Genomic DNA, 17,325 nt, shown 5'->3' on the forward strand with positions numbered 1-17,325 from the left:
CAGTTTTGATGTCTTGCACGCTTTAATTGAAAACAATTCAGGAACAAGCGGTTTGCCAGCTTAAAATATGCTGTCAGGGAAGTGGGGGAATAAAATAACGCATGGCCCTTTCGCCGAAGCTTGATTTTCGCCAGTCGCAATCGCTGGTGATGACGCCTCAACTGATGCAGTCGATCAAGCTGCTGCAGATGACGCATATCGAGCTGGACCAGTTTATTGATCTCGAGATTGAAAAGAATCCGCTGCTGGACAGAATAGAGGCAGCGAATGATGATTTTGCAGACGCTGAGCCCCAGAGTCAGAGTGAGCGCGAGAGCGACGATGCAGGCACATCGGACGCATCTGCGGATGAAGACTGGTTCAAAACCGGGGCTGTCGACGATGCACAAAATCTCTCTTCGACATTCGATAGTTCGCTTGAAAATATCTTTCCCGATGATCCCGGTCGCAGCGACGATGCACATGTCGACCTGGCTGCACAGTGGAACACCTCCGCTGGCGAGACATATAGTGCGGGCGGCAGCTACGACATAGATCAGGTAACGGCAAGCCGTGTATCGCTGAGCGAACATGTCGCCGAGCAAATAGCGCTGACGTTTTCCACACCGGCTGATCGCTTTATCGCAACGGCCTTGGCAGATGCGCTGGATGAAAGCGGTTATCTGCGCGCTGATGTCTCTTTGCTTGCGCAGAATCTCGGCGTTGAAACCGTACATGTCGAACGCATTCTGCGTGAAATGCAAAGCTTTGATCCGGCGGGGCTTTTCGCGCGCGATCTGCGTGAGTGCCTGGCAATTCAGCTCCGTCTCAAGGACCGGTTTGATCCGGCGATGGAAGCGCTCATTGATAATCTTGATCTGCTTGCGCGCCGTGATTTCGCAACGCTTAAAAAGCTTTGCGGTGTCGATCAGTCCGACATTCTCGATATGCTGACCGAGATCAGGATGCTTGATCCCAAGCCTGGAACCCAGTTCGAGGTTTCGGTTGCTGATGTGATCATTCCCGATGTGCTGGTTGCCGCAGCGCGCGATGGAACCTGGGGGATCGAGCTTAACCCGGCAGCCCAGCCGCGTCTTATCGTGAACAACGAATATTATGCAGAAGTGAACACTTCGATTAAAGGCGAGGAAAAGACATTTCTGTCTGATTGCATGCAATCGGCCAACTGGCTGGTGCGCAGCCTCGATCAGCGGGCGCGTACGATCCTGAAAGTGACGCAGGAAATCGTGCGTCAGCAGGACGGGTTCCTCAGACACGGCGTCACCCACCTCAAGCCGTTGAATCTGCGCACCGTTGCCGATGCCGTTGGTATGCATGAATCAACCATCAGCCGCGTAACAGCCAACAAATTCATGGCAACGCCGCGTGGCGTGTTTGAATTGCGCTATTTCTTCAACGCATCCATTGCCTCTTCCGAAGGTGGTGATGCCCATTCATCCGAAAGTGTGCGCCATCGTATCCGTCAGATGATCGACGCGGAAAAGCCGGATGATGTATTATCAGATGATGCAATCGTCGAAGCCTTGAAGAAGGACGGTGTGGATATTGCGCGCAGAACTGTCGCAAAATATCGGGAATCGATGAATATTGCTTCTTCAGTACAGCGCAGACGCGAGAAAAAAGCCAGATTATCGGCCCGTTGAATGATGTTTCCGCAGCATGAAGTTGCGTGCGCGCTAATATACACATTCGGAAACGACCGGATCGATGCCGACTTTTGAAACAGTATTACCCTGAACGCGTGAAATTCAATCTTATAGAGGAAATTGGGCGTATTGCATTCCCTGTTGCTGGAAGAAGGTGCAATTGACAATTGACGTTTCAGTCAATAGAAGCCCCGCTCGCATTAAGATATGCATCCGCATAGACCGGAATACCGGTGTCTGATTATTGAGCGCATCGTGAAAGGTGTGAAGTAATTTTCGGATAAGAGATGCTTAGAAACGAATAACTAGAGCGCTGACTGGATCCAATCGGATTGAGATGTGTTCTAAACGAAAGGTAAGGTAATATTTCGGGAAACGCTTCTGCGTTTCCAGCGTTACATAAAAGAACGATGTGCAGCGAGCATTCCAGGCATGTGTTGTGAAAACATATGGTGGGGAAATTACTCGAATAGTCGCGATAGAGCGCGCATTCTGAACAGTGTTTCGACACTTAGTCTGAATGTGTGCAGCGGGGCTAAAATAAGCACAGGACGAAAAGCATATTTGATGCTGGTTCGCTTTGCGCTTCGCTCGCCTTATGGTTAGACTACGTCCTGTTGTGTAACGCAAATGAGGTGTACCAAATGACTCTGCGTGTATCTGGAAAGCATATGGACGTCGGTGAAGCTTTCACGGCCCGGATTATCGATCGGGTTAATGAAGCTGTCGGCAAATATTTTGATCATGGCTTTTCCGGGCAGGTAACGGTCACCAAGTCCGGATCGCGCTATAGCGCAGATTGCACTTTGCATCTCGATAGTGGTGCTACCTTGCAGAGCACCGGGGATGCACAGGACCCGCAATTGGCGTTCGATGCGGCTGCGGACAAGATTGAAACACGGTTGCGTCGTTATAAGCGCCGTTTGAAATCACGTCCAGCGACTGCACCAAATGCGATCTATGATGATGTGGCATATCGTGTTATGGCACCGCTGCCGGAAGAAGAGGAGGACCTTCCGGTTGATTACGCACCGACTATCGTTGCGGAATCGTCTGTCGCCCTTCGCACCCTTTCGGTTGCGTCGGCGGTTGTGGAACTTGACCTGATCGAAAACCCGGTCCTGGTCTTCCGCAATGCGGGCAATGATGAAGTAAATATCGTCTACCGTCGTGCGGACGGCAATATTGGCTGGGTTGATCCATCGACGGTTACCCGCCAGGCCGCTCCCCGCGCTTGACGGCAAACCTGAAGCGCACGCAGTTTTCCGCTGTCGTGCGCTTCCCTAAACCGGGCCAACGATGGCCTGATTGAAGAAGGAACGGAGAGAATGGATCTTAGTGATCTGATTCAGCCAGGGGCGATTATCCCTGCGCTGAAAGCCAGCTCCAAAAAGCAGCTTTTGCAGATATTGTCTGAAAAGGCTGCGGAACTGACCGGTCTCCCTGAGCGTGAAGTTTTCGAAACAATTCTCCAGCGTGAACGCCTCGGTTCCACCGGGGTTGGCAACGGCGTTGCCATTCCGCACGGCAAGTTGGCAAGCATCGACAAGATTGCAGGAATTTTTGCGCGCCTTGAAACTCCAGTGGATTTTGAAGCACTGGACGATCAGCCCGTCGATCTCGTCTTTCTGCTTCTGGCACCGGAAAACGCTGGCGCGGATCACTTGAAAGCCCTGTCACGCATTGCGCGCATGTTGCGCGATGCCGACACAGTGGCAAAGCTGCGCGGAACACATGACGCGCAGGCGCTTTATTCATTCCTGACATCACAGCCAGCGTCTAACGCTGCCTGATTTTGACTTATTAAGCTAACAAAGCCGCCGTTCACGAAAGAACGGCGGCTTTGTCATTTTTAAGGTGCACTATTTCTGTCGCTATATCTCACGATTTTCGAGGCCGTCCGATACCGCTAATACCAAAGTTCATTGAGTGAAACTCATTGGACTTTGGTTAAGCCCGAGTGGCGCTTGAACTTTATCAAGGCGTGATGCGTCAGCATCTTGAGCCGCCTTGATATAAGCCTCAGACATTGATGATTGTGAATTTGGTGAGAGGTATTTTGTGACTTTGTATAAAACAATTGCAGTCGCGACAATTTCACTGCTCGTGATTTCCGGTTCGGCACGAGCGGACCGCTTCGTACCAAACATGTCAGGTGCGGCGAATTCAGCTACTTCTGATCAATGCAGGAAAGTAGCCGAGACGCTTTGCCGGAATTACAAGAAAAAGGGTAAAAAATGGCACGAATGGTGCCTGCGTGAGCAATATGCCAATTGCATGCACCAGAATCCGTCAAAATGATCATTTGACGACGGGCAGCAATGCCGGCCCATTTAATGGACCGGCATTGTGCATAGAATTCAGTGCAGCATCACGGTGCGTAGTTCATGTTCATTTGCGCCTTGCAGTGCGGTGGCACGGACGTCGGAAAGCACAATCGGCTCGCCGCTTGCGCCAAACAGCGCCCAAAGCTCAAGGCCAGGTGCAATCGGGGGGAGGGCCGGGAAGGTGCGTGTCAGGTCGTCGGAACGAATCTTGCGCACATAAGCCAGTTCACCTTCACCCAGATGAGCGAATTCATGATCAGTGAGAATGTGTCTGTTCATCATCGTAGCCTCCGTTTTCGCGGCATATCATTTGCGATCATGGCGCTTAAGAGCTTAATAAATTCCTATAGCGGCTTTTACCTGAACCCAGTCTGAACCGGGATCAGTCTTTGACTGCTATATTTATACGTTTGATAAGCCGTTCTGGTTCAGGTCGGTCAAGATCAATGGCGAGAAGGCCATTTTTCAGATCACAGCCGACAACCCGCATGCCATCGGCCAGAACGAAGACACGCTGAAACTGGCGGGCAGCAATGCCACGGTGCAGAAACTCACGTTCGGTATCGTCTGTCTGGCGTCCACGGATGACAAGCTGATTGTCCTCCGTCATGACTTCGAGGTCGTCACTGGCAAAGCCTGCAACAGCCAGCGTGATACGCAGGCGTTCAGAACCAGTTTCTCCGCGCAGACGCTCGATATTATATGGCGGATATCCATCGCCGGATTTAGCAATCCGTTCCAGCGTCTTTTCCATTGTGTCGAATCCGAGCAATAGCGGGCTCGAAAACGGTGTCATTCTTGTCATTGTATCAGTCCTTATCGAAGCGACCGTCATGGAAAGCACCCTTTCGGCGTATCTTTCGCTCAACTGATATGGCTTGTGAAAAGCACGACTTCAAGGGCCGAAATCGGATTCCTGTCATGGCATCCTAAAACTGATGCTTTCGGGGCAAAAGCCGTCAACATATGTGGAAAAGTTTTGGCGCTTCTTTAGCGCCGGGCTTCGCTCAGCGCGTTGCCAAAAGCCGTGGCGAAGCTTTCGCGATCATCGGGATTGAGGAAGCCGCCGACGAGTACGCTGTTGTTGCGGCTTTCGACACGCATGGTCGTGATGCCAATATCTGGCTTTCTGGCAACATTGAACCTTGTCCAGAAGGGGTGAAACAGGTGGGTGGTCAGTTTACCGGATGCTTCATATTTGCGGATGGACAGTGCCGCACGCGAAACAGATATCTCCTCGCGAGCATTTGCCGAACGATAGTTCCAGCGAAAAGCCAGATAGATCGCCAGCACATCAAGGCCAAAAAAGCCGATGATCGGCCATGCTCCGATTGACCAGAACAATATGCAGACAAACAGCCAGCAGCAGATCATGGCCCCCATCAGCACACGAAACCCCGTTTTCCCCAATGAGCGATAGGGCGTCAGCAGAGCTTCAAAAATTGGGGTATCAAACCTGTCTGGATTTGCGCCGTCTGGATGCTGCATGCAAAGTTCCCTCCGGGCTGCGTCAAGCTGTGAACTGTTTTCCGAAGATAGACGCAAGTATAGAGACAAAATGGAAAACGCCAAAATCAAATCGCCCGTGAACACGCCTGTTGCGACACCTGCCCGTCGTCCGCGCCGGGTTTCTGGCACGCTTTATACGGCTGATGAAATCCACGAGATTTTCCGTCGTTTCTCCATTCTGCGCCCCGAGCCCAAAGGCGAACTTGAGCATGTGAACGCTTTCACGCTGCTGGTGGCTGTCGTCTTGTCGGCGCAGGCAACGGATGCGGGTGTAAACAAGGCAACGCGCGCGCTCTTTGCGATTGCCGACACACCGCAAAAAATGCTGGCGCTGGGCGAAGACACGGTTGGCAATTATATCCGCACCATTGGTCTTTGGCGCAACAAGGCCAAGAACGTCATTCTGTTGTCTGAAGCGCTTATCCGTGATTATGGCGGTGAAGTTCCCGATGATCGCGACGAGCTGGTGAAACTGCCGGGTGTCGGCCGCAAGACTGCCAATGTTGTGCTGAGCATGGCTTTCGGTCATTCGACCATGGCTGTGGATACGCATATTCTGCGCATAGGCAACCGGATCGGGCTTGCACCGGCCAAGACACCGGATGCGGTGGAAGCTATTCTCATGCGGGTCATTCCGAAAGAATATCTGTTCCACGCGCATCACTGGCTGATCTTGCACGGACGCTATACCTGTAAGGCACGCAAACCTGAGTGCGAGAACTGCGTGATTGCCGATATCTGTAAGTTCCCCGGCAAGACTTGTGATGTTCCGGCAGCGCTCATTCCGCTACCGCCGCAGTTTTAAAGTTTCCTTCTCAGATATAGCCTTATGCAGATGGATCATCATTGCAGCTGCAAAGAGCGGTGTCAGAAGATTGATAATCGGAATTGCCATGAAGCCAGCGATTAGCAGTCCTGCAAGAAACACCGTCACACCATATTGCGAGCGGAGTGCCTTGGCCTCACGCTCTGTTCGATAGCGCATGGCCGCAAACTCAAAGAATTCCCGGCCGAGCAGATAGGCGTTGATCACGAAGAAGGCGATCAGATTGATGCCGGGTACGAAGAGCAGAAACAGTGCCACAATGTTACCGAGAACGACCACGCCTAGAAACTTGAGTGACACGACAATGGAACGGCCCAGCGGCAGGGGGGTGCCTGCGGGGGCGCCGGGATAATCCTCGCGTTCGACAACATCTGCGACATCATCAAGGAAAATACCGGCGACAAGTGCTGTAACGGGCGCGATCATCAAAGCGAGAGCGAGCGCCAGTCCAAGACCTGCCACGATTGCCGCAACGATACCGAGCCAACCTGCCCATTCGGGCATTCCGGGCAGCAATTGCTCCATCCAGGGCCATGCGAAAGTAAAAAATATTTGCCTTATGGCGACCCAAAACCCGAGAAGAAGCAAAAGCGTCAAGCCAAGCGTTTTCCATAAAACTGAGCGAAATTCCGGAGTTGGAAGACGTTTCAGCGCCTTCAGCGCAGCATCAATGATCATTTTGGGTTCACTCTCCGCAATCTCATACGATCAAAATAGGAAGGCTGTTCGACCTGCACAAGACGGTCTGCCCACAAGTGCCAACACTGACGGACTAGCCAAAAACTTTTCAAAAGGCTAAACCGACCCCAAATGAATGCCGCTAGATCGCTGCCACAAGTCTTCAATCGAAGACGGGCGGCAGACAAGAAGGGGAGCCCCAGACCAGCTCATGGCTACATTCGACGTTCTTTGCATTGGCAACGCCATTGTCGATATTCTTTCGCGCACGGAAGATGCGTTTCTCGAAGCCAACGGCATCATAAAAGGTGCCATGAACCTGATTGATGGCGACCGGGCAGAACTGCTCTATAGCCGCATTAAAGGCCAGTTCACGGAAATGTCCGGCGGCAGTGCGGGCAATACGGCTGCGGGCGTTGCAAGCCTCGGCGGGCGTTCCGCCTATTTCGGCAAGGTCGCGACTGACCATCTTGGCCGGGTATTTGCTCATGACATCCGCGCACAGGGCGTCGCCTTTGATACGCGCGCTTTGGAAAAAGGTTCGCCGACGGCTCGTTCGATGATCTTCGTTACAGCGGATGGCGAGCGTTCAATGAACACCTATCTGGGGGCGTGCGTGGAGCTCGGACCGGAAGATGTCGAAACCTCCAAGGTTGCCGATGCCCGCATTACCTATTTCGAAGGTTATCTGTGGGATCCGCCGCGCGCCAAGGAAGCCATCGTTCTCGCATCAAAAATTGCACATGAACATGGTCGTCAGGTAGCCATGACCTTGTCCGATCCGTTCTGCGTCGACCGTTATCGCGAAGAGTTCCTGGATCTGATGCGCAAACGCACCGTCGATATCGTTTTTGCGAACGAAGACGAGGCAAAGTCGCTCTATCAGACCAAGTCGCTTGATGAAGCTGTGGAAGCCATCCGTAAGGATTGCCCTCTTGCGATCATCACACGTTCGGAAAAGGGTGCAATCGTCATCACTGCCGATCAGACGCTGCATGTGCCAGCGATTGAGATTGAAGAACTGGTCGACACGACGGGTGCTGGTGATCTCTACGCAGCAGGGTTCCTCTATGGCTATACCAAAGATCGTTCGCTTGAGGATTGCGCACGTCTGGGTTCGCTTGCCGCTGGCATGATCATTCAGCAGATGGGACCGCGTCCACTGATCGATCTTCAGGCTGTTGCAAGCCAGGCCAAACTTATCTGATTATTGATCGATTCGAACAATCCGGTCGCGCTTGAGTTCTTCCTCTGTGCGGCCGGGACGGCTTTTATAAACAGGCAGATTCCAGCCGAAATAGAGCGCACCTCCGCGCACGATGAATGCGGTTAGCGCAGCAGCAAGTGCTGCAAACAATGGGTCGATCCCGAAACGCTCCAGCACCACATAAAGACAAGCGCCTGCAAGGGCCGCGGTCACATAGATCTCCCTGCGCATCAGGACGGATGGCTCACCTGCCACCATATCGCGCAAAATGCCGCCAAGTGTTGCGGTGAAGATGCCGGTTACAATCGCGACCGATGGCCCAAAGCCGAGCGCCAGCCCTTTGGCGGCACCCACAACCGTATAGGCAGACATACCAATAGCGTCACACCAGAGCAGAAGCCGGTAGCGTGATTCGAACAGATGGGCAGTGAAATAGACGATGATTGCAGCCGATGTCCCTGCCAAAAGATAAAAGGGTTGGACGACCCAGAAAACCGGAGCGCCCAACACCAGGTCGCGCATCGTGCCGCCGCCAATGCCAGTAATGTTGGCGAGAAAGATGAAGCCGATAATGTCGAGCTGGCGGCGTGAAGCAGCAAGTGCGCCGGTGGCAGCGAAGACGAAAACACCTGCAAAATTTGCAAAATCAAAAATCGTCACGCACGACCTCCCAGCTGATAAAGCATGTCGCGGAAAAGTGGGGGCCGGTTTTCCGATAACGACATGCGCAAAAATAAAGAGATAGAGCGAGTGCAGCGGATACAATTAACGGCGAAACGCTCTAGTATGTCGATATTCCAACGGATAAGGACAAAAAGAAAGAGCGGCGATGTATCTCGCCGCTCTCAATCGATCAATCAATCAGATCAAAATGCGCCCTAGGCATCGCCCGCTGCTTCAGTTGTGCCGCTGTCTGCAGCAACCTTCGGGCCGCCCTTTGAAACGCCAACCATTGCCGGACGCAGCACGCGATCGCCGATGGCATAGCCTGCCTGCATAACCTGTACGACGGTGTTGGCTGGCAGTTCAGGGTTTGGCACTTCAAAAATAGCCTGATGGAAGTTCGGATCGAACTTTTCACCTTCAGGATTAAGCTTGGTCACGCCATGGCGTTCCAAGGCCTGCAGCATGGCACGTTCGGTCATTTCCACGCCGTCAGCCAGTGACTTGAGGTTTGCATCGGTTTCCAATGCATCGGCGGGGATGGCTTCGTGCGCACGGCTCAAGTTGTCGGAAACCGACAGCATGTCACGAGCGAAATTTGTCACGGCATAGGTGCGGGCGTCCTGAACATCGCGCTGGGTGCGCTTGCGCAGGTTTTCCATCTCAGCAACGAGACGCAGCATCTGATCCTTGAGCTCAGCATTGTCCGCTTCAAGCGCTGCAATCGTATTTGCAGCCAGGCTCTCGGCATCAACGGCTTCCTCTTTGGCTTCAGCGCGTGCCTCAGCCTTGCGGCTTTTCAGAAAATCGTCGGCAGCACGCTTCAGCGCATCACGATCGCGAGGATTGTTGATATCGCGCTGCTCAAGATCGGGGTTTTCAGGTGTATTCTTTTCATCAGCCATAATGCTTCTTCCGTCTTGAATAGTGTTTGGGCCGGATATCGAGTTTCACGGCGTTAAAATCAAGGTCTAATTTCCCGGCCTTGTTAAGTCTGACAACTTAACGCAGCAACCGCGAGACAATTTGGGCAGTGTAATCGACCATCGGTACGATACGGGCATAGTTAAGTCGGGTCGGGCCTATGACGCCGAGAGCACCGACAACGCGCTGTTCACTATCCCGATAAGGGGCCACCACCAGCGAGGAACCCGAGAGCGAGAACAGCTTATTTTCCGAGCCGATGAAAATTCGCACACCAGAGCCCGATTCAGCAAGATCAAGTAGCTGGATCATGCCATCCTTGGTTTCAAGGTCGTCAAAGAGGTGGCGCAGGCGCTCGATATCTTCCTGTGCATGAATGTTTTCCAGCAGATTGGCGCGACCGCGTACGATAAGGCGCGCGGGCTGATCTGAACCTGCGCCGCTCCAGACGGCTATGCCCTGTGCCACCAATTCCTGCGAGAGCTGATCAAGCTCTTGTCTGGTTTCTTCCGAAAGTTTTTCCAGCTCTGATTTTGCTTCCGACAGCGTATGGCCGTGAATATGCGCATTGAGAAAGTTCGATGCTTCCACGAGCTGCGACGCAGAAATGCCTGCGGGCAGATTGATGACGCGGTTCTCAACATCGCCATTCTGCATCACAAGGACGGCAAGCGCACGGGTCGGCTCAAGCCGTACGAATTCGATATGTTTAAGCGCGCCTTCGGCCTTGGTCGCAAGCACAAGACCCGCGCCGCGTGACAAGCCGGAGAGAACCTGACTGGCTTCGGTCAGCACACTTTCAACCGAGTTGTTCATGCCCGCCGAGCGCACCTGTGCTTCGATGGATGAACGTTCGTCAGGTCGCAGATCGCCCACTTCCATGAACGCATCGACGAAGAAACGCAAACCGATCTGCGTCGGCAGACGTCCGGCAGAAATATGCGGTGCATAAATGAGGCCGAGTTGCTCAAGATCGCTCATCACATTGCGAATGGTGGCAGGCGAAAGACTATGCGGCAGAAGGCGCGACAGATTGCGTGAGCCGACCGGATCACCATCATTGAGGTAGCTATCGACGATCAGCCGAAAAATATCGCGCGACCGCTGGTCGAGCGAATTAAGCAGCTGATGTTCCGGTGATTTGATCATGGTCTTAGAGCGAACCCTCTGAATTGCATGCCATAAATATAAGACTGGTATTGAAGGCGTCAAAGGCTTTGCGCCAGTAATGACAGTTCTCTCAACATCTCTCTTGAAGGATCACGCGAAATTCCTTTCCATTCGGGCGCGACAAGCCTAAAAAGCCGCAACGATAAATGAATTGAGGAAATACAATGCGTCCATCCAAGCGCGCTGCTGATGAAATGCGCGCCGTCTCTTTCGAGCGCGGCGTTTCCAAACATGCGGAAGGCTCGTGCCTCGTCAAGTTTGGCGACACCCATGTTTTATGCACGGCAAGCTTAGAGGAAAAGGTCCCGGGCTGGATGCGCAATTCGGGCAAGGGTTGGGTTACGGCCGAATATGGCATGTTGCCACGCTCGACGGGCGACCGTATGCGCCGTGAAGCAGCCAGCGGCAAGCAGGGTGGCCGCACGCAGGAAATCCAGCGTCTGATCGGCCGTTCGCTGCGGGCTGTCGTTGATCTTCAGGCACTGGGCGAATTCCAGATCACTGTTGACTGCGACGTTATTCAGGCTGATGGCGGCACCCGTACAGCTGCGATTACCGGCGGCTGGATAGCGCTGCATGACTGCCTGCGCTGGATGGAAGCACGTCAGATGATCCGCTTTGAGAAGGTGCTTAAAGATCATATCGCAGCTATTTCCTGTGGTATCCATGAAGGCCAGCCTGTGCTTGATCTCGATTATGTTGAGGATTCGGCTGCTGAAACTGACAGCAATTTCGTGATGACCGGTCAGGGTGGCATCGTCGAGATTCAGGGCACAGCTGAGGGCGCACCGTTTTCGGAAGAAGAGTTTGCAGCGCTCATGAAGCTCGCACGCGGCGGCATCAATCAGCTCGTCGAGTTGCAGAAGGCAGCACTTGCCTGATAGTTAAGGCCTTCTCTGATTTAAGAGGTGGCCGGAAATGCAAGCAGCACGCATTCTTGAAACCGCGCTCTATGTCCGTGATGTTGCCGAGGCGATTGCATTTTATCGCGACATCATCGGGCTTGAGCCGGTAGGCAAGGTCAGTGAACGCAATGCATTCTTCCGCTGTGGCAACGGCATTTTGCTGCTGTTTAAAGCGGAAGAAACTTTGAAGCCACCTGCGTCCGGATCGCTGCCGGTGCCGCCGCATGGGACGATCGGTGCAGGGCATGTCTGTTTTGCAGCCACACGTCATGAAATTGACGACTGGCGCAACTATCTCGAAAAGCACAACATTGCTATCGAGTCCGATTTCGAATGGCCTAATGGCGCACGTTCGATTTATTTTCGCGATCCTTCCGGCAACTCGCTGGAATTCGCCGAGCCTAAACTTTGGAGTTAAGCATGATCCCGAAAGGTGGGAAGCCAATTTCGGATAAGATCATGCGTTTTAAAAGCAGGATTGAACAATGAGAGCGCTTGAAAAAGGCAAACTGATCGTCGCATCGCACAATGCAGGCAAATTGCGCGAATTCGATGGGCTTATCGCCCCGTTTGGCTTTGAGGTCAGTTCTGTTGCCGCTCTCGGCCTGCCTGAGCCTGAAGAAACCGGCACGACGTTTGAGCAGAATGCTTACATCAAGGCGCTCGCTGCGGCGAAAGCGACTGGTTTGCCTTCTCTGTCTGACGATTCCGGCATGATGGTTGACGCGCTTGATGGCGATCCGGGTGTTTACACTGCTGACTGGGCTGAAACCGAAGACGGCACGCGTGATTTCAACATGGCGATGCAGAAGGTCGAAGATCTTTTGCAGGCCAAAGCTGCGACCACCCCGGATCAGCGCAAGGCGCGCTTTGTTTCGGTGATTTGCCTTGCATGGCCGGATGGTGAAGCACAATATTATCGCGGTGAAGTGGAAGGCATGCTGATCTGGCCTCCGCGTGGCGATATCGGCTTCGGTTATGATCCGGTGTTTAAGCCCGATGGCTATGAAAAGACCTTTGGTGAAATGACTGCCGACGAAAAGCACGGCTGGACGCCGGGCGATGCGTCAGCGCTTTCGCATCGTGCGCGCGCCTTCAAGCTGTTTGCTGAAAAGGCGCTTGGTGTTGTTTCGGATGCCGCTGAATGAACCATCATTTCTCCCCACCCGTTGATATTTTGCCGATTGCACGCGCGGATGGGGAAACTGCATTCGGAGTCTATGTGCACTGGCCGTTTTGTCTGGCCAAATGCCCTTATTGCGACTTCAACAGCCATGTGCGTCATCAGCCGGTTGATCAGGATCGCTTTGCCGCAGCCTTCAACCGCGAGATGGACACATTGCGCGCCCGCACCGGAGCACGCACGGTCACCAGCATCTTTTTGGGCGGCGGTACACCATCGCTGATGCAGCCGTCGACTGTTGGCAGCCTGCTAGACGGCATTGCATCGCGCTGGTCAGTTGCGCCGGACATCGAAGTCACGTTGGAAGCCAATCCGACGAGCGTGGAAGCAGAACGTTTTCGAGGCTATCGTGCGGCGGGCGTCAACCGCGTCTCGCTTGGTATTCAGGCACTGAATGCTCCTGATCTGCGTCGTCTGGGCCGTATGCATTCGGTCGATGAAGCCAAGGCTGCAATCCGGCTGGCACGTGAAATCTTCCCGCGTCTTTCCTTTGATCTCATCTATGCGCGGCCCGATCAGACCATTGAAGCATGGCGCGAAGAGCTGAAAGAAGCCATTGATCTGGCTGCCGATCACCTCTCGCTCTATCAGCTGACGATTGAAGAAGGCACGCAGTTCTATAATCTCTGGAAGGCTGGCAAGCTCACCACGCCTGAGCCTGATCATGCGGCGGCTCTTTATGAGGAAACGCAGAAGATTACAGCAGAACACGGTCTTCCGGCCTATGAGATTTCAAACCATGCGGTGCCGGGACGTGAATCCCAGCACAATCTGGTTTACTGGCGTTATGGGCAATATGTCGGCATCGGTCCCGGTGCGCATGGTCGTTTTGTTGAGAACGGCACGCGCACGGTTACAATGACCGAAAAGCACCCGGAAACCTGGCTCGAAAAGGTCGAGACCAACGGTCACGGCATCATTGAAGAAGAATATCTCAATGGCAATCAGGAAGGCGATGAGTTCCTGATGATGGGGCTGCGGTTGCGCGAAGGCATTGATCTTGCGCGTTATCAGCGCCTGACCGGACATGATATTGATCGCAAGCGCCTTGAACGGCTGATTGCATCAGGCATGATTGAAAAGATGGATGGAACTTTCATCCGTGCAACGCCGGATGGGTCGCTGGTGCTTGATGCGCTGGTGGCTGATCTGGCGGCTTAGCGCATGTCGCGGGAAAGTGGAAACCGCCTTCGCGGGGAAATCAGTCCACTGGACTGATTTCTTATTCCCGCTGCGACCCGATAACGACATGCGTCAATAAGGACACGTAATGACCGAATTTTTGGACGAGCAGAAACGCGAATTTGTTGTCGGCGGCACCGCCCAGCGTGCACGCCCGATCGAACCCGCGCTTTATATCGTCTCGACCCCGATTGGCAATCTCGGTGACATGACGCTGCGCGGGCTGGAAGTGCTAGCAAGTGCCGACATTGTTGCCTGTGAAGATACCCGCGTGACCCGCGTGTTGCTGGATCGTTATGGCATTGCACGTCGCCCAATCAGCTATCATGAGCATAATGCTGCCGAGGCAGGCGCAAAGCTGATTGCCGCCTTGCAGGCTGGTAAAAGCGTGGCGCTGGTGTCAGATGCAGGCACGCCGCTTGTGTCCGATCCGGGCTTCCGGCTTGTGGGTGAAGCACGCGAGGCAGGCATTCGCGTGGTGCCAGTCCCCGGAGCCTCCGCACTTCTTGCCGCACTCGCAGCCTCTGGGCTTCCGACTGATGCTTTCATGTTCTGCGGCTTTCTGCCGGTCAAGCATGGCCAGAAGACCTCCAAGCTTGAAAGCCTCAAAAATCTCGAAGCAACGCTTGTGTTCTATGAATCGCCCAACCGTACGGCGACAACGCTTTCCGATATGGCAGAGGTTTTTGGCGATGCGCGTGAGGCAGCCCTTTGCCGCGAGTTGACCAAGGCTTATGAAACCATCGTCACGGCGACGCTCGGCGAGCTGAAACAGCAATTTGATGGCGAAGATCGTATTCGCGGTGAAGTCGTGTTGCTGGTTGGCCCGCCAACAGGGGAAGCCGGCCCGCAAAGCGAAGAAGACATCGACAAGCTGCTGCTGTCGCTAGCGCAAGAACTGCCGCCATCCAAGGCCGCAGGCGAGGCAGCAAAGATGACTGGCGGGCAGAAATCGGTGCTCTATCAGCGTCTGATGCAGTTGAAGGCACAAGGCTGATGAGTGATTTCCGCGAGAAAAAGCGAGTTGCTTTCTTTCGCGGACACAGCGCCGAGCGGCTGGCCGCCTTAGCGCTCATGCTCAAAGGTTTTCGTATCGTGGCACGCCGCTATCGCACGCGGCTTGGCGAAATCGATCTCATTGCCCGGCGCGGCAATCTCATTCTGATTGTTGAAGTTAAAGCACGGACAAGTGTGGAAGCGGCTCATCTTGCCGTCACCCCGCAAGCCATGCGCCGGATTGAGGCGGCGGCGGATATGTGGCTGCAACGACAAAAGGATTACGCGAAACTGTCTCTGCGGTTTGACCTCGTGGCTGTCTTGCCACGTCGCTGGCCAAAGCATGTGCCAGCCTTTTTTACGTCAGGCAATTACCGCTAGCCACGCATCGGCCCAAAAATCGAAATCGATTTTTGGAAAGCTCGATGCGTATTTTTAGTGTTTGAGCGTCCTTTGTGCGTCCCATAGGACGCACGGCGCTCAAATGCTAATCCTACAAAAATTATGGGATATAATTTGAGGCAATCAGGAATTAAAATCCTCAAAATACCTTTTCTGAGAAAAAGTGATGCTCCGCGCGATTTGCGCACGCAAGCCCGTTTCTTATAAAATTTCACCAGTACGGGAATAATGGCGGCTATCTAAAAAAGGATAGCTCCGTGGCTCTTATGTCCCAACGTCTTCTGGCTGATTTTCCTGCTTTCTTCCGTGTTTCGGAAGAGGTGGTGGTTATTGTCGGCGGTGGCGAGGAAGCGCTTAACAAAGCGCGTCTCGTGGCGCAGACCTCTGCGCGTTTGCGCATCGTTGCGGAAGAGCTTGAACCAGCCCTGGCGAGCTTCATCGAGAGCCACATTAAAAGCCATGGGGCGGAACATGTTTCTCAATCTTTCAGCGCCGATCTTCTTGAAGGTGCCAAGCTGGTTTTTGTGGCGACCGGTGATGAAGATCAGGATCGTGCCATCGCAGCATCGGCCAAAGCGCAGAAAATTCCAGTCAACGTTGTCGACCGTCCGGCGCTCTGCGATTTCCTGACTCCTGCCATCGTGAACCGCGCTCCGATTGCAATTGCGATTGGCACGGAAGGCTCGGCCCCTGTGCTGGCGCAGATGGTGCGCGCGCGCATTGATGCAGCCTTCTCGCCACGCCTTGGTGAGCTTGCACATTATGCTGAAAGCTGGCGTCCGCTGGTCGAAAAGCTTTTGCCAAAAGGCTTAGCGCGCCGCAGTTTCTGGCGCGGGTTCTTCTCCGGCTCCGTTGCGCGTGCTGTTGAAAATGGCGACCGCGAGGAAGCTTATAGAGCAGCAAATGAATTAATCGCAGAACCGCAGAATGCTGCTGGTTATGTCTGGCTGGTCGGTGCTGGTCCGGGTGCAGAAGATCTGCTGACCCTGCGTGCGCATCGCGTGCTGATGGAAGCCGATGTGATTGTGCATGACGCGCTGGTGCCGGAAGGTGTGATTGCCATGGGGCGTCGCGACGCCGAACGCCTTTCTGTGGGCAAGCGCAAGGGTTGCCATTCCAAGAGCCAGAACGAGATCAATGATCTGCTCGTCAGTCTTGGTCGTGAGGGCAAGCGCGTGGTGCGTCTGAAAGCGGGGGATCCGCTGGTCTTTGGCCGCGCTGGTGAAGAAATGGCCGCATTGCGTTCAGCCGGTATCGGCTTTGAGATCGTGCCGGGCATTACGTCCGCTTTCGCTGCTGCAGCCGACATGGAACTGCCGCTGACCTTGCGCGGCGTGGCGTCTTCGCTGGTGTTCACGACAGGTCACGATATGGCAGGTGATGTGCTGCCGGGCTGGGCCAAGCTTGCGGTCTCGGGTGCGACAATCGCAGTCTATATGGGCTCAAGCGTCGCAGCCTCCGTTGCAAGCCGCCTGATCTCTGCCGGTCTGCATGAAGATACGGCTGTCGCAGTTGTTGAGAATGCCAGCCGCAAGGATAAGCGGCTGTTTCATGGAACATTGAAAGATCTGCCATCGCTGGAACAGCGCAAAGAGCTTGCTGGTCCGGTCATGGTCATCATCGGCGATGCTGTTGCAGGCGCCGCTATCGACAAAGCGCAGGCGCTGGCGGTTAGACCCGTTGCAGTCGCAGCTTAAATCAGGAGTC

The 17,325-nt window shown here is 53.9% G+C and carries 20 protein-coding genes; 12 read left to right on the plus strand and 8 right to left on the minus strand.

Translation table 11 applies throughout. The features are described from left to right. The first annotated feature begins 101 nt into the window (after positions 1-101). The 3 genes from rpoN (at position 102) to ptsN (ending at position 3,439) form a co-directional block, all read left to right on the plus strand. Positions 102-1,643 (plus strand): RNA polymerase factor sigma-54, encoded by a 1,542-nt coding sequence (rpoN, locus tag C9380_RS01735; RefSeq protein ID WP_111785729.1) that lies wholly within the window; start codon positions 102-104, stop codon positions 1,641-1,643. 647 nt (positions 1,644-2,290) lie between these two features. Continuing rightward, entirely contained in the window at positions 2,291-2,884 is a 594-nt protein-coding gene (gene hpf, locus C9380_RS01740) for a ribosome hibernation-promoting factor, HPF/YfiA family (RefSeq protein WP_024898163.1), read from the plus strand. A 90-nt stretch (positions 2,885-2,974) separates the two neighbouring features. After that, complete coding sequence (gene ptsN, locus C9380_RS01745; protein WP_024898162.1) at positions 2,975-3,439, plus strand: PTS IIA-like nitrogen regulatory protein PtsN; 465 nt, start codon at positions 2,975-2,977, stop codon at positions 3,437-3,439. A gap of 129 nt (positions 3,440-3,568) precedes the next feature. On the opposite strand, the gene C9380_RS01750 is transcribed toward ptsN, so the two are convergent. The 4 genes from C9380_RS01750 to C9380_RS01765 form a co-directional block, all read right to left on the minus strand. Continuing rightward, positions 3,569-3,796 (minus strand): hypothetical protein, encoded by a 228-nt coding sequence (locus tag C9380_RS01750; RefSeq protein ID WP_128092869.1) that lies wholly within the window; start codon positions 3,794-3,796, stop codon positions 3,569-3,571. Positions 3,797-4,006: 210 nt separating this feature from the next. Further along, positions 4,007-4,252, minus strand: a complete 246-nt coding sequence (locus C9380_RS01755) for a BQ00720 family protein (RefSeq protein WP_024898161.1) — start codon at positions 4,250-4,252, stop codon at positions 4,007-4,009. Between the two features lie 103 nt (positions 4,253-4,355). Continuing rightward, positions 4,356-4,778: an Hsp20 family protein gene (locus C9380_RS01760; RefSeq protein ID WP_024898160.1), complete on the minus strand. Its 423-nt coding sequence runs from the start codon at positions 4,776-4,778 to the stop codon at positions 4,356-4,358. A gap of 185 nt (positions 4,779-4,963) precedes the next feature. After that, complete coding sequence (locus tag C9380_RS01765; protein WP_024898159.1) at positions 4,964-5,461, minus strand: DUF2244 domain-containing protein; 498 nt, start codon at positions 5,459-5,461, stop codon at positions 4,964-4,966. 70 nt (positions 5,462-5,531) lie between these two features. Between C9380_RS01765 and nth the strand changes: the two genes are divergently transcribed. Continuing rightward, positions 5,532-6,287, plus strand: a complete 756-nt coding sequence (gene nth, locus C9380_RS01770; RefSeq protein ID WP_100559988.1) for an endonuclease III — start codon at positions 5,532-5,534, stop codon at positions 6,285-6,287. Here the strand turns inward: nth and C9380_RS01775 are convergent. Then, entirely contained in the window at positions 6,270-6,986 is a 717-nt protein-coding gene (locus tag C9380_RS01775; RefSeq protein WP_111785731.1) for a sulfate transporter family protein, read from the minus strand. The genes nth and C9380_RS01775 overlap by 18 nt on opposite strands. A gap of 211 nt (positions 6,987-7,197) precedes the next feature. Here C9380_RS01775 and C9380_RS01780 point away from each other — a divergent pair, with 211 nt between their 5' ends. Continuing rightward, entirely contained in the window at positions 7,198-8,193 is a 996-nt protein-coding gene (locus C9380_RS01780; protein WP_024898156.1) for an adenosine kinase, read from the plus strand. On the opposite strand, the gene C9380_RS01785 is transcribed toward C9380_RS01780, so the two are convergent. From C9380_RS01785 to hrcA, 3 genes are all read right to left on the minus strand, one after another. Further along, entirely contained in the window at positions 8,194-8,853 is a 660-nt protein-coding gene (locus C9380_RS01785; protein ID WP_024898155.1) for a trimeric intracellular cation channel family protein, read from the minus strand. 218 nt (positions 8,854-9,071) lie between these two features. Next, entirely contained in the window at positions 9,072-9,761 is a 690-nt protein-coding gene (grpE, locus tag C9380_RS01790) for a nucleotide exchange factor GrpE (RefSeq protein WP_128092870.1), read from the minus strand. Between the two features lie 97 nt (positions 9,762-9,858). Next, a complete protein-coding gene (gene hrcA / locus C9380_RS01795; RefSeq protein WP_024898153.1) occupies positions 9,859-10,929 on the minus strand; it encodes a heat-inducible transcriptional repressor HrcA in 1,071 nt (356 codons plus the stop codon). Between the two features lie 185 nt (positions 10,930-11,114). Between hrcA and rph the strand changes: the two genes are divergently transcribed. The 7 genes from rph to cysG all read left to right on the plus strand — a co-directional run bounded on the left by rph (position 11,115) and on the right by cysG (position 17,315). Next, positions 11,115-11,831 carry a ribonuclease PH gene (rph, locus tag C9380_RS01800; protein WP_024898152.1) on the plus strand — a complete coding sequence of 239 codons (717 nt, stop codon included), beginning with the start codon at positions 11,115-11,117 and terminating at the stop codon, positions 11,829-11,831. Positions 11,832-11,868: 37 nt separating this feature from the next. Continuing rightward, positions 11,869-12,273, plus strand: a complete 405-nt coding sequence (locus C9380_RS01805) for a VOC family protein (protein ID WP_111785733.1) — start codon at positions 11,869-11,871, stop codon at positions 12,271-12,273. 67 nt (positions 12,274-12,340) lie between these two features. Continuing rightward, positions 12,341-13,003 carry an RdgB/HAM1 family non-canonical purine NTP pyrophosphatase gene (gene rdgB / locus C9380_RS01810; RefSeq protein ID WP_128092871.1) on the plus strand — a complete coding sequence of 221 codons (663 nt, stop codon included), beginning with the start codon at positions 12,341-12,343 and terminating at the stop codon, positions 13,001-13,003. Next, positions 13,000-14,199 (plus strand): radical SAM family heme chaperone HemW, encoded by a 1,200-nt coding sequence (hemW, locus tag C9380_RS01815; protein WP_128092872.1) that lies wholly within the window; start codon positions 13,000-13,002, stop codon positions 14,197-14,199. Before rdgB ends, hemW begins: the two co-directional genes overlap by 4 nt. A 109-nt stretch (positions 14,200-14,308) precedes the next feature. Further along, on the plus strand, positions 14,309-15,217 hold the full coding sequence (rsmI, locus tag C9380_RS01820; protein ID WP_100559979.1) for a 16S rRNA (cytidine(1402)-2'-O)-methyltransferase: 909 nt from the start codon (positions 14,309-14,311) through the stop codon (positions 15,215-15,217). After that, positions 15,217-15,597 carry a YraN family protein gene (locus C9380_RS01825; RefSeq protein WP_128092873.1) on the plus strand — a complete coding sequence of 127 codons (381 nt, stop codon included), beginning with the start codon at positions 15,217-15,219 and terminating at the stop codon, positions 15,595-15,597. The genes rsmI and C9380_RS01825 overlap by 1 nt, the downstream gene beginning before the upstream one ends. A 287-nt stretch (positions 15,598-15,884) precedes the next feature. Beyond that, positions 15,885-17,315 (plus strand): siroheme synthase CysG, encoded by a 1,431-nt coding sequence (gene cysG, locus C9380_RS01830; protein WP_128093616.1) that lies wholly within the window; start codon positions 15,885-15,887, stop codon positions 17,313-17,315. Positions 17,316-17,325 lie beyond the last annotated feature (10 nt).

The organism is Brucella pituitosa (assembly GCF_003049685.1).
GTDB lineage: Bacteria > Pseudomonadota > Alphaproteobacteria > Rhizobiales > Rhizobiaceae > Brucella > Brucella pituitosa.

What these genes read in the sequence shown, in the direction of transcription:
- rpoN (WP_111785729.1), top strand. Translation starts at nt 102, where the DNA reads ATGGCCCTTTCGCCGAAGCTTGATTTTCGCCAGTCGCAATCGCTGGTG.
- hpf (WP_024898163.1), top strand. Translation starts at nt 2,291, where the DNA reads ATGACTCTGCGTGTATCTGGAAAGCATATGGACGTCGGTGAAGCTTTC.
- ptsN (WP_024898162.1), top strand. Translation starts at nt 2,975, where the DNA reads ATGGATCTTAGTGATCTGATTCAGCCAGGGGCGATTATCCCTGCGCTG.
- C9380_RS01750 (WP_128092869.1), bottom strand. Translation starts at nt 3,796, where the DNA reads ATGTTTGGTACGAAGCGGTCCGCTCGTGCCGAACCGGAAATCACGAGC.
- C9380_RS01755 (WP_024898161.1), bottom strand. Translation starts at nt 4,252, where the DNA reads ATGAACAGACACATTCTCACTGATCATGAATTCGCTCATCTGGGTGAA.
- C9380_RS01760 (WP_024898160.1), bottom strand. Translation starts at nt 4,778, where the DNA reads ATGACAAGAATGACACCGTTTTCGAGCCCGCTATTGCTCGGATTCGAC.
- C9380_RS01765 (WP_024898159.1), bottom strand. Translation starts at nt 5,461, where the DNA reads ATGCAGCATCCAGACGGCGCAAATCCAGACAGGTTTGATACCCCAATT.
- nth (WP_100559988.1), top strand. Translation starts at nt 5,532, where the DNA reads ATGGAAAACGCCAAAATCAAATCGCCCGTGAACACGCCTGTTGCGACA.
- C9380_RS01775 (WP_111785731.1), bottom strand. Translation starts at nt 6,986, where the DNA reads ATGATCATTGATGCTGCGCTGAAGGCGCTGAAACGTCTTCCAACTCCG.
- C9380_RS01780 (WP_024898156.1), top strand. Translation starts at nt 7,198, where the DNA reads ATGGCTACATTCGACGTTCTTTGCATTGGCAACGCCATTGTCGATATT.
- grpE (WP_128092870.1), bottom strand. Translation starts at nt 9,761, where the DNA reads ATGGCTGATGAAAAGAATACACCTGAAAACCCCGATCTTGAGCAGCGC.
- hrcA (WP_024898153.1), bottom strand. Translation starts at nt 10,929, where the DNA reads ATGATCAAATCACCGGAACATCAGCTGCTTAATTCGCTCGACCAGCGG.
- rph (WP_024898152.1), top strand. Translation starts at nt 11,115, where the DNA reads ATGCGTCCATCCAAGCGCGCTGCTGATGAAATGCGCGCCGTCTCTTTC.
- C9380_RS01805 (WP_111785733.1), top strand. Translation starts at nt 11,869, where the DNA reads ATGCAAGCAGCACGCATTCTTGAAACCGCGCTCTATGTCCGTGATGTT.
- rdgB (WP_128092871.1), top strand. Translation starts at nt 12,341, where the DNA reads ATGAGAGCGCTTGAAAAAGGCAAACTGATCGTCGCATCGCACAATGCA.
- hemW (WP_128092872.1), top strand. Translation starts at nt 13,000, where the DNA reads ATGAACCATCATTTCTCCCCACCCGTTGATATTTTGCCGATTGCACGC.
- rsmI (WP_100559979.1), top strand. Translation starts at nt 14,309, where the DNA reads ATGACCGAATTTTTGGACGAGCAGAAACGCGAATTTGTTGTCGGCGGC.
- C9380_RS01825 (WP_128092873.1), top strand. Translation starts at nt 15,217, where the DNA reads ATGAGTGATTTCCGCGAGAAAAAGCGAGTTGCTTTCTTTCGCGGACAC.
- cysG (WP_128093616.1), top strand. Translation starts at nt 15,885, where the DNA reads ATGTCCCAACGTCTTCTGGCTGATTTTCCTGCTTTCTTCCGTGTTTCG.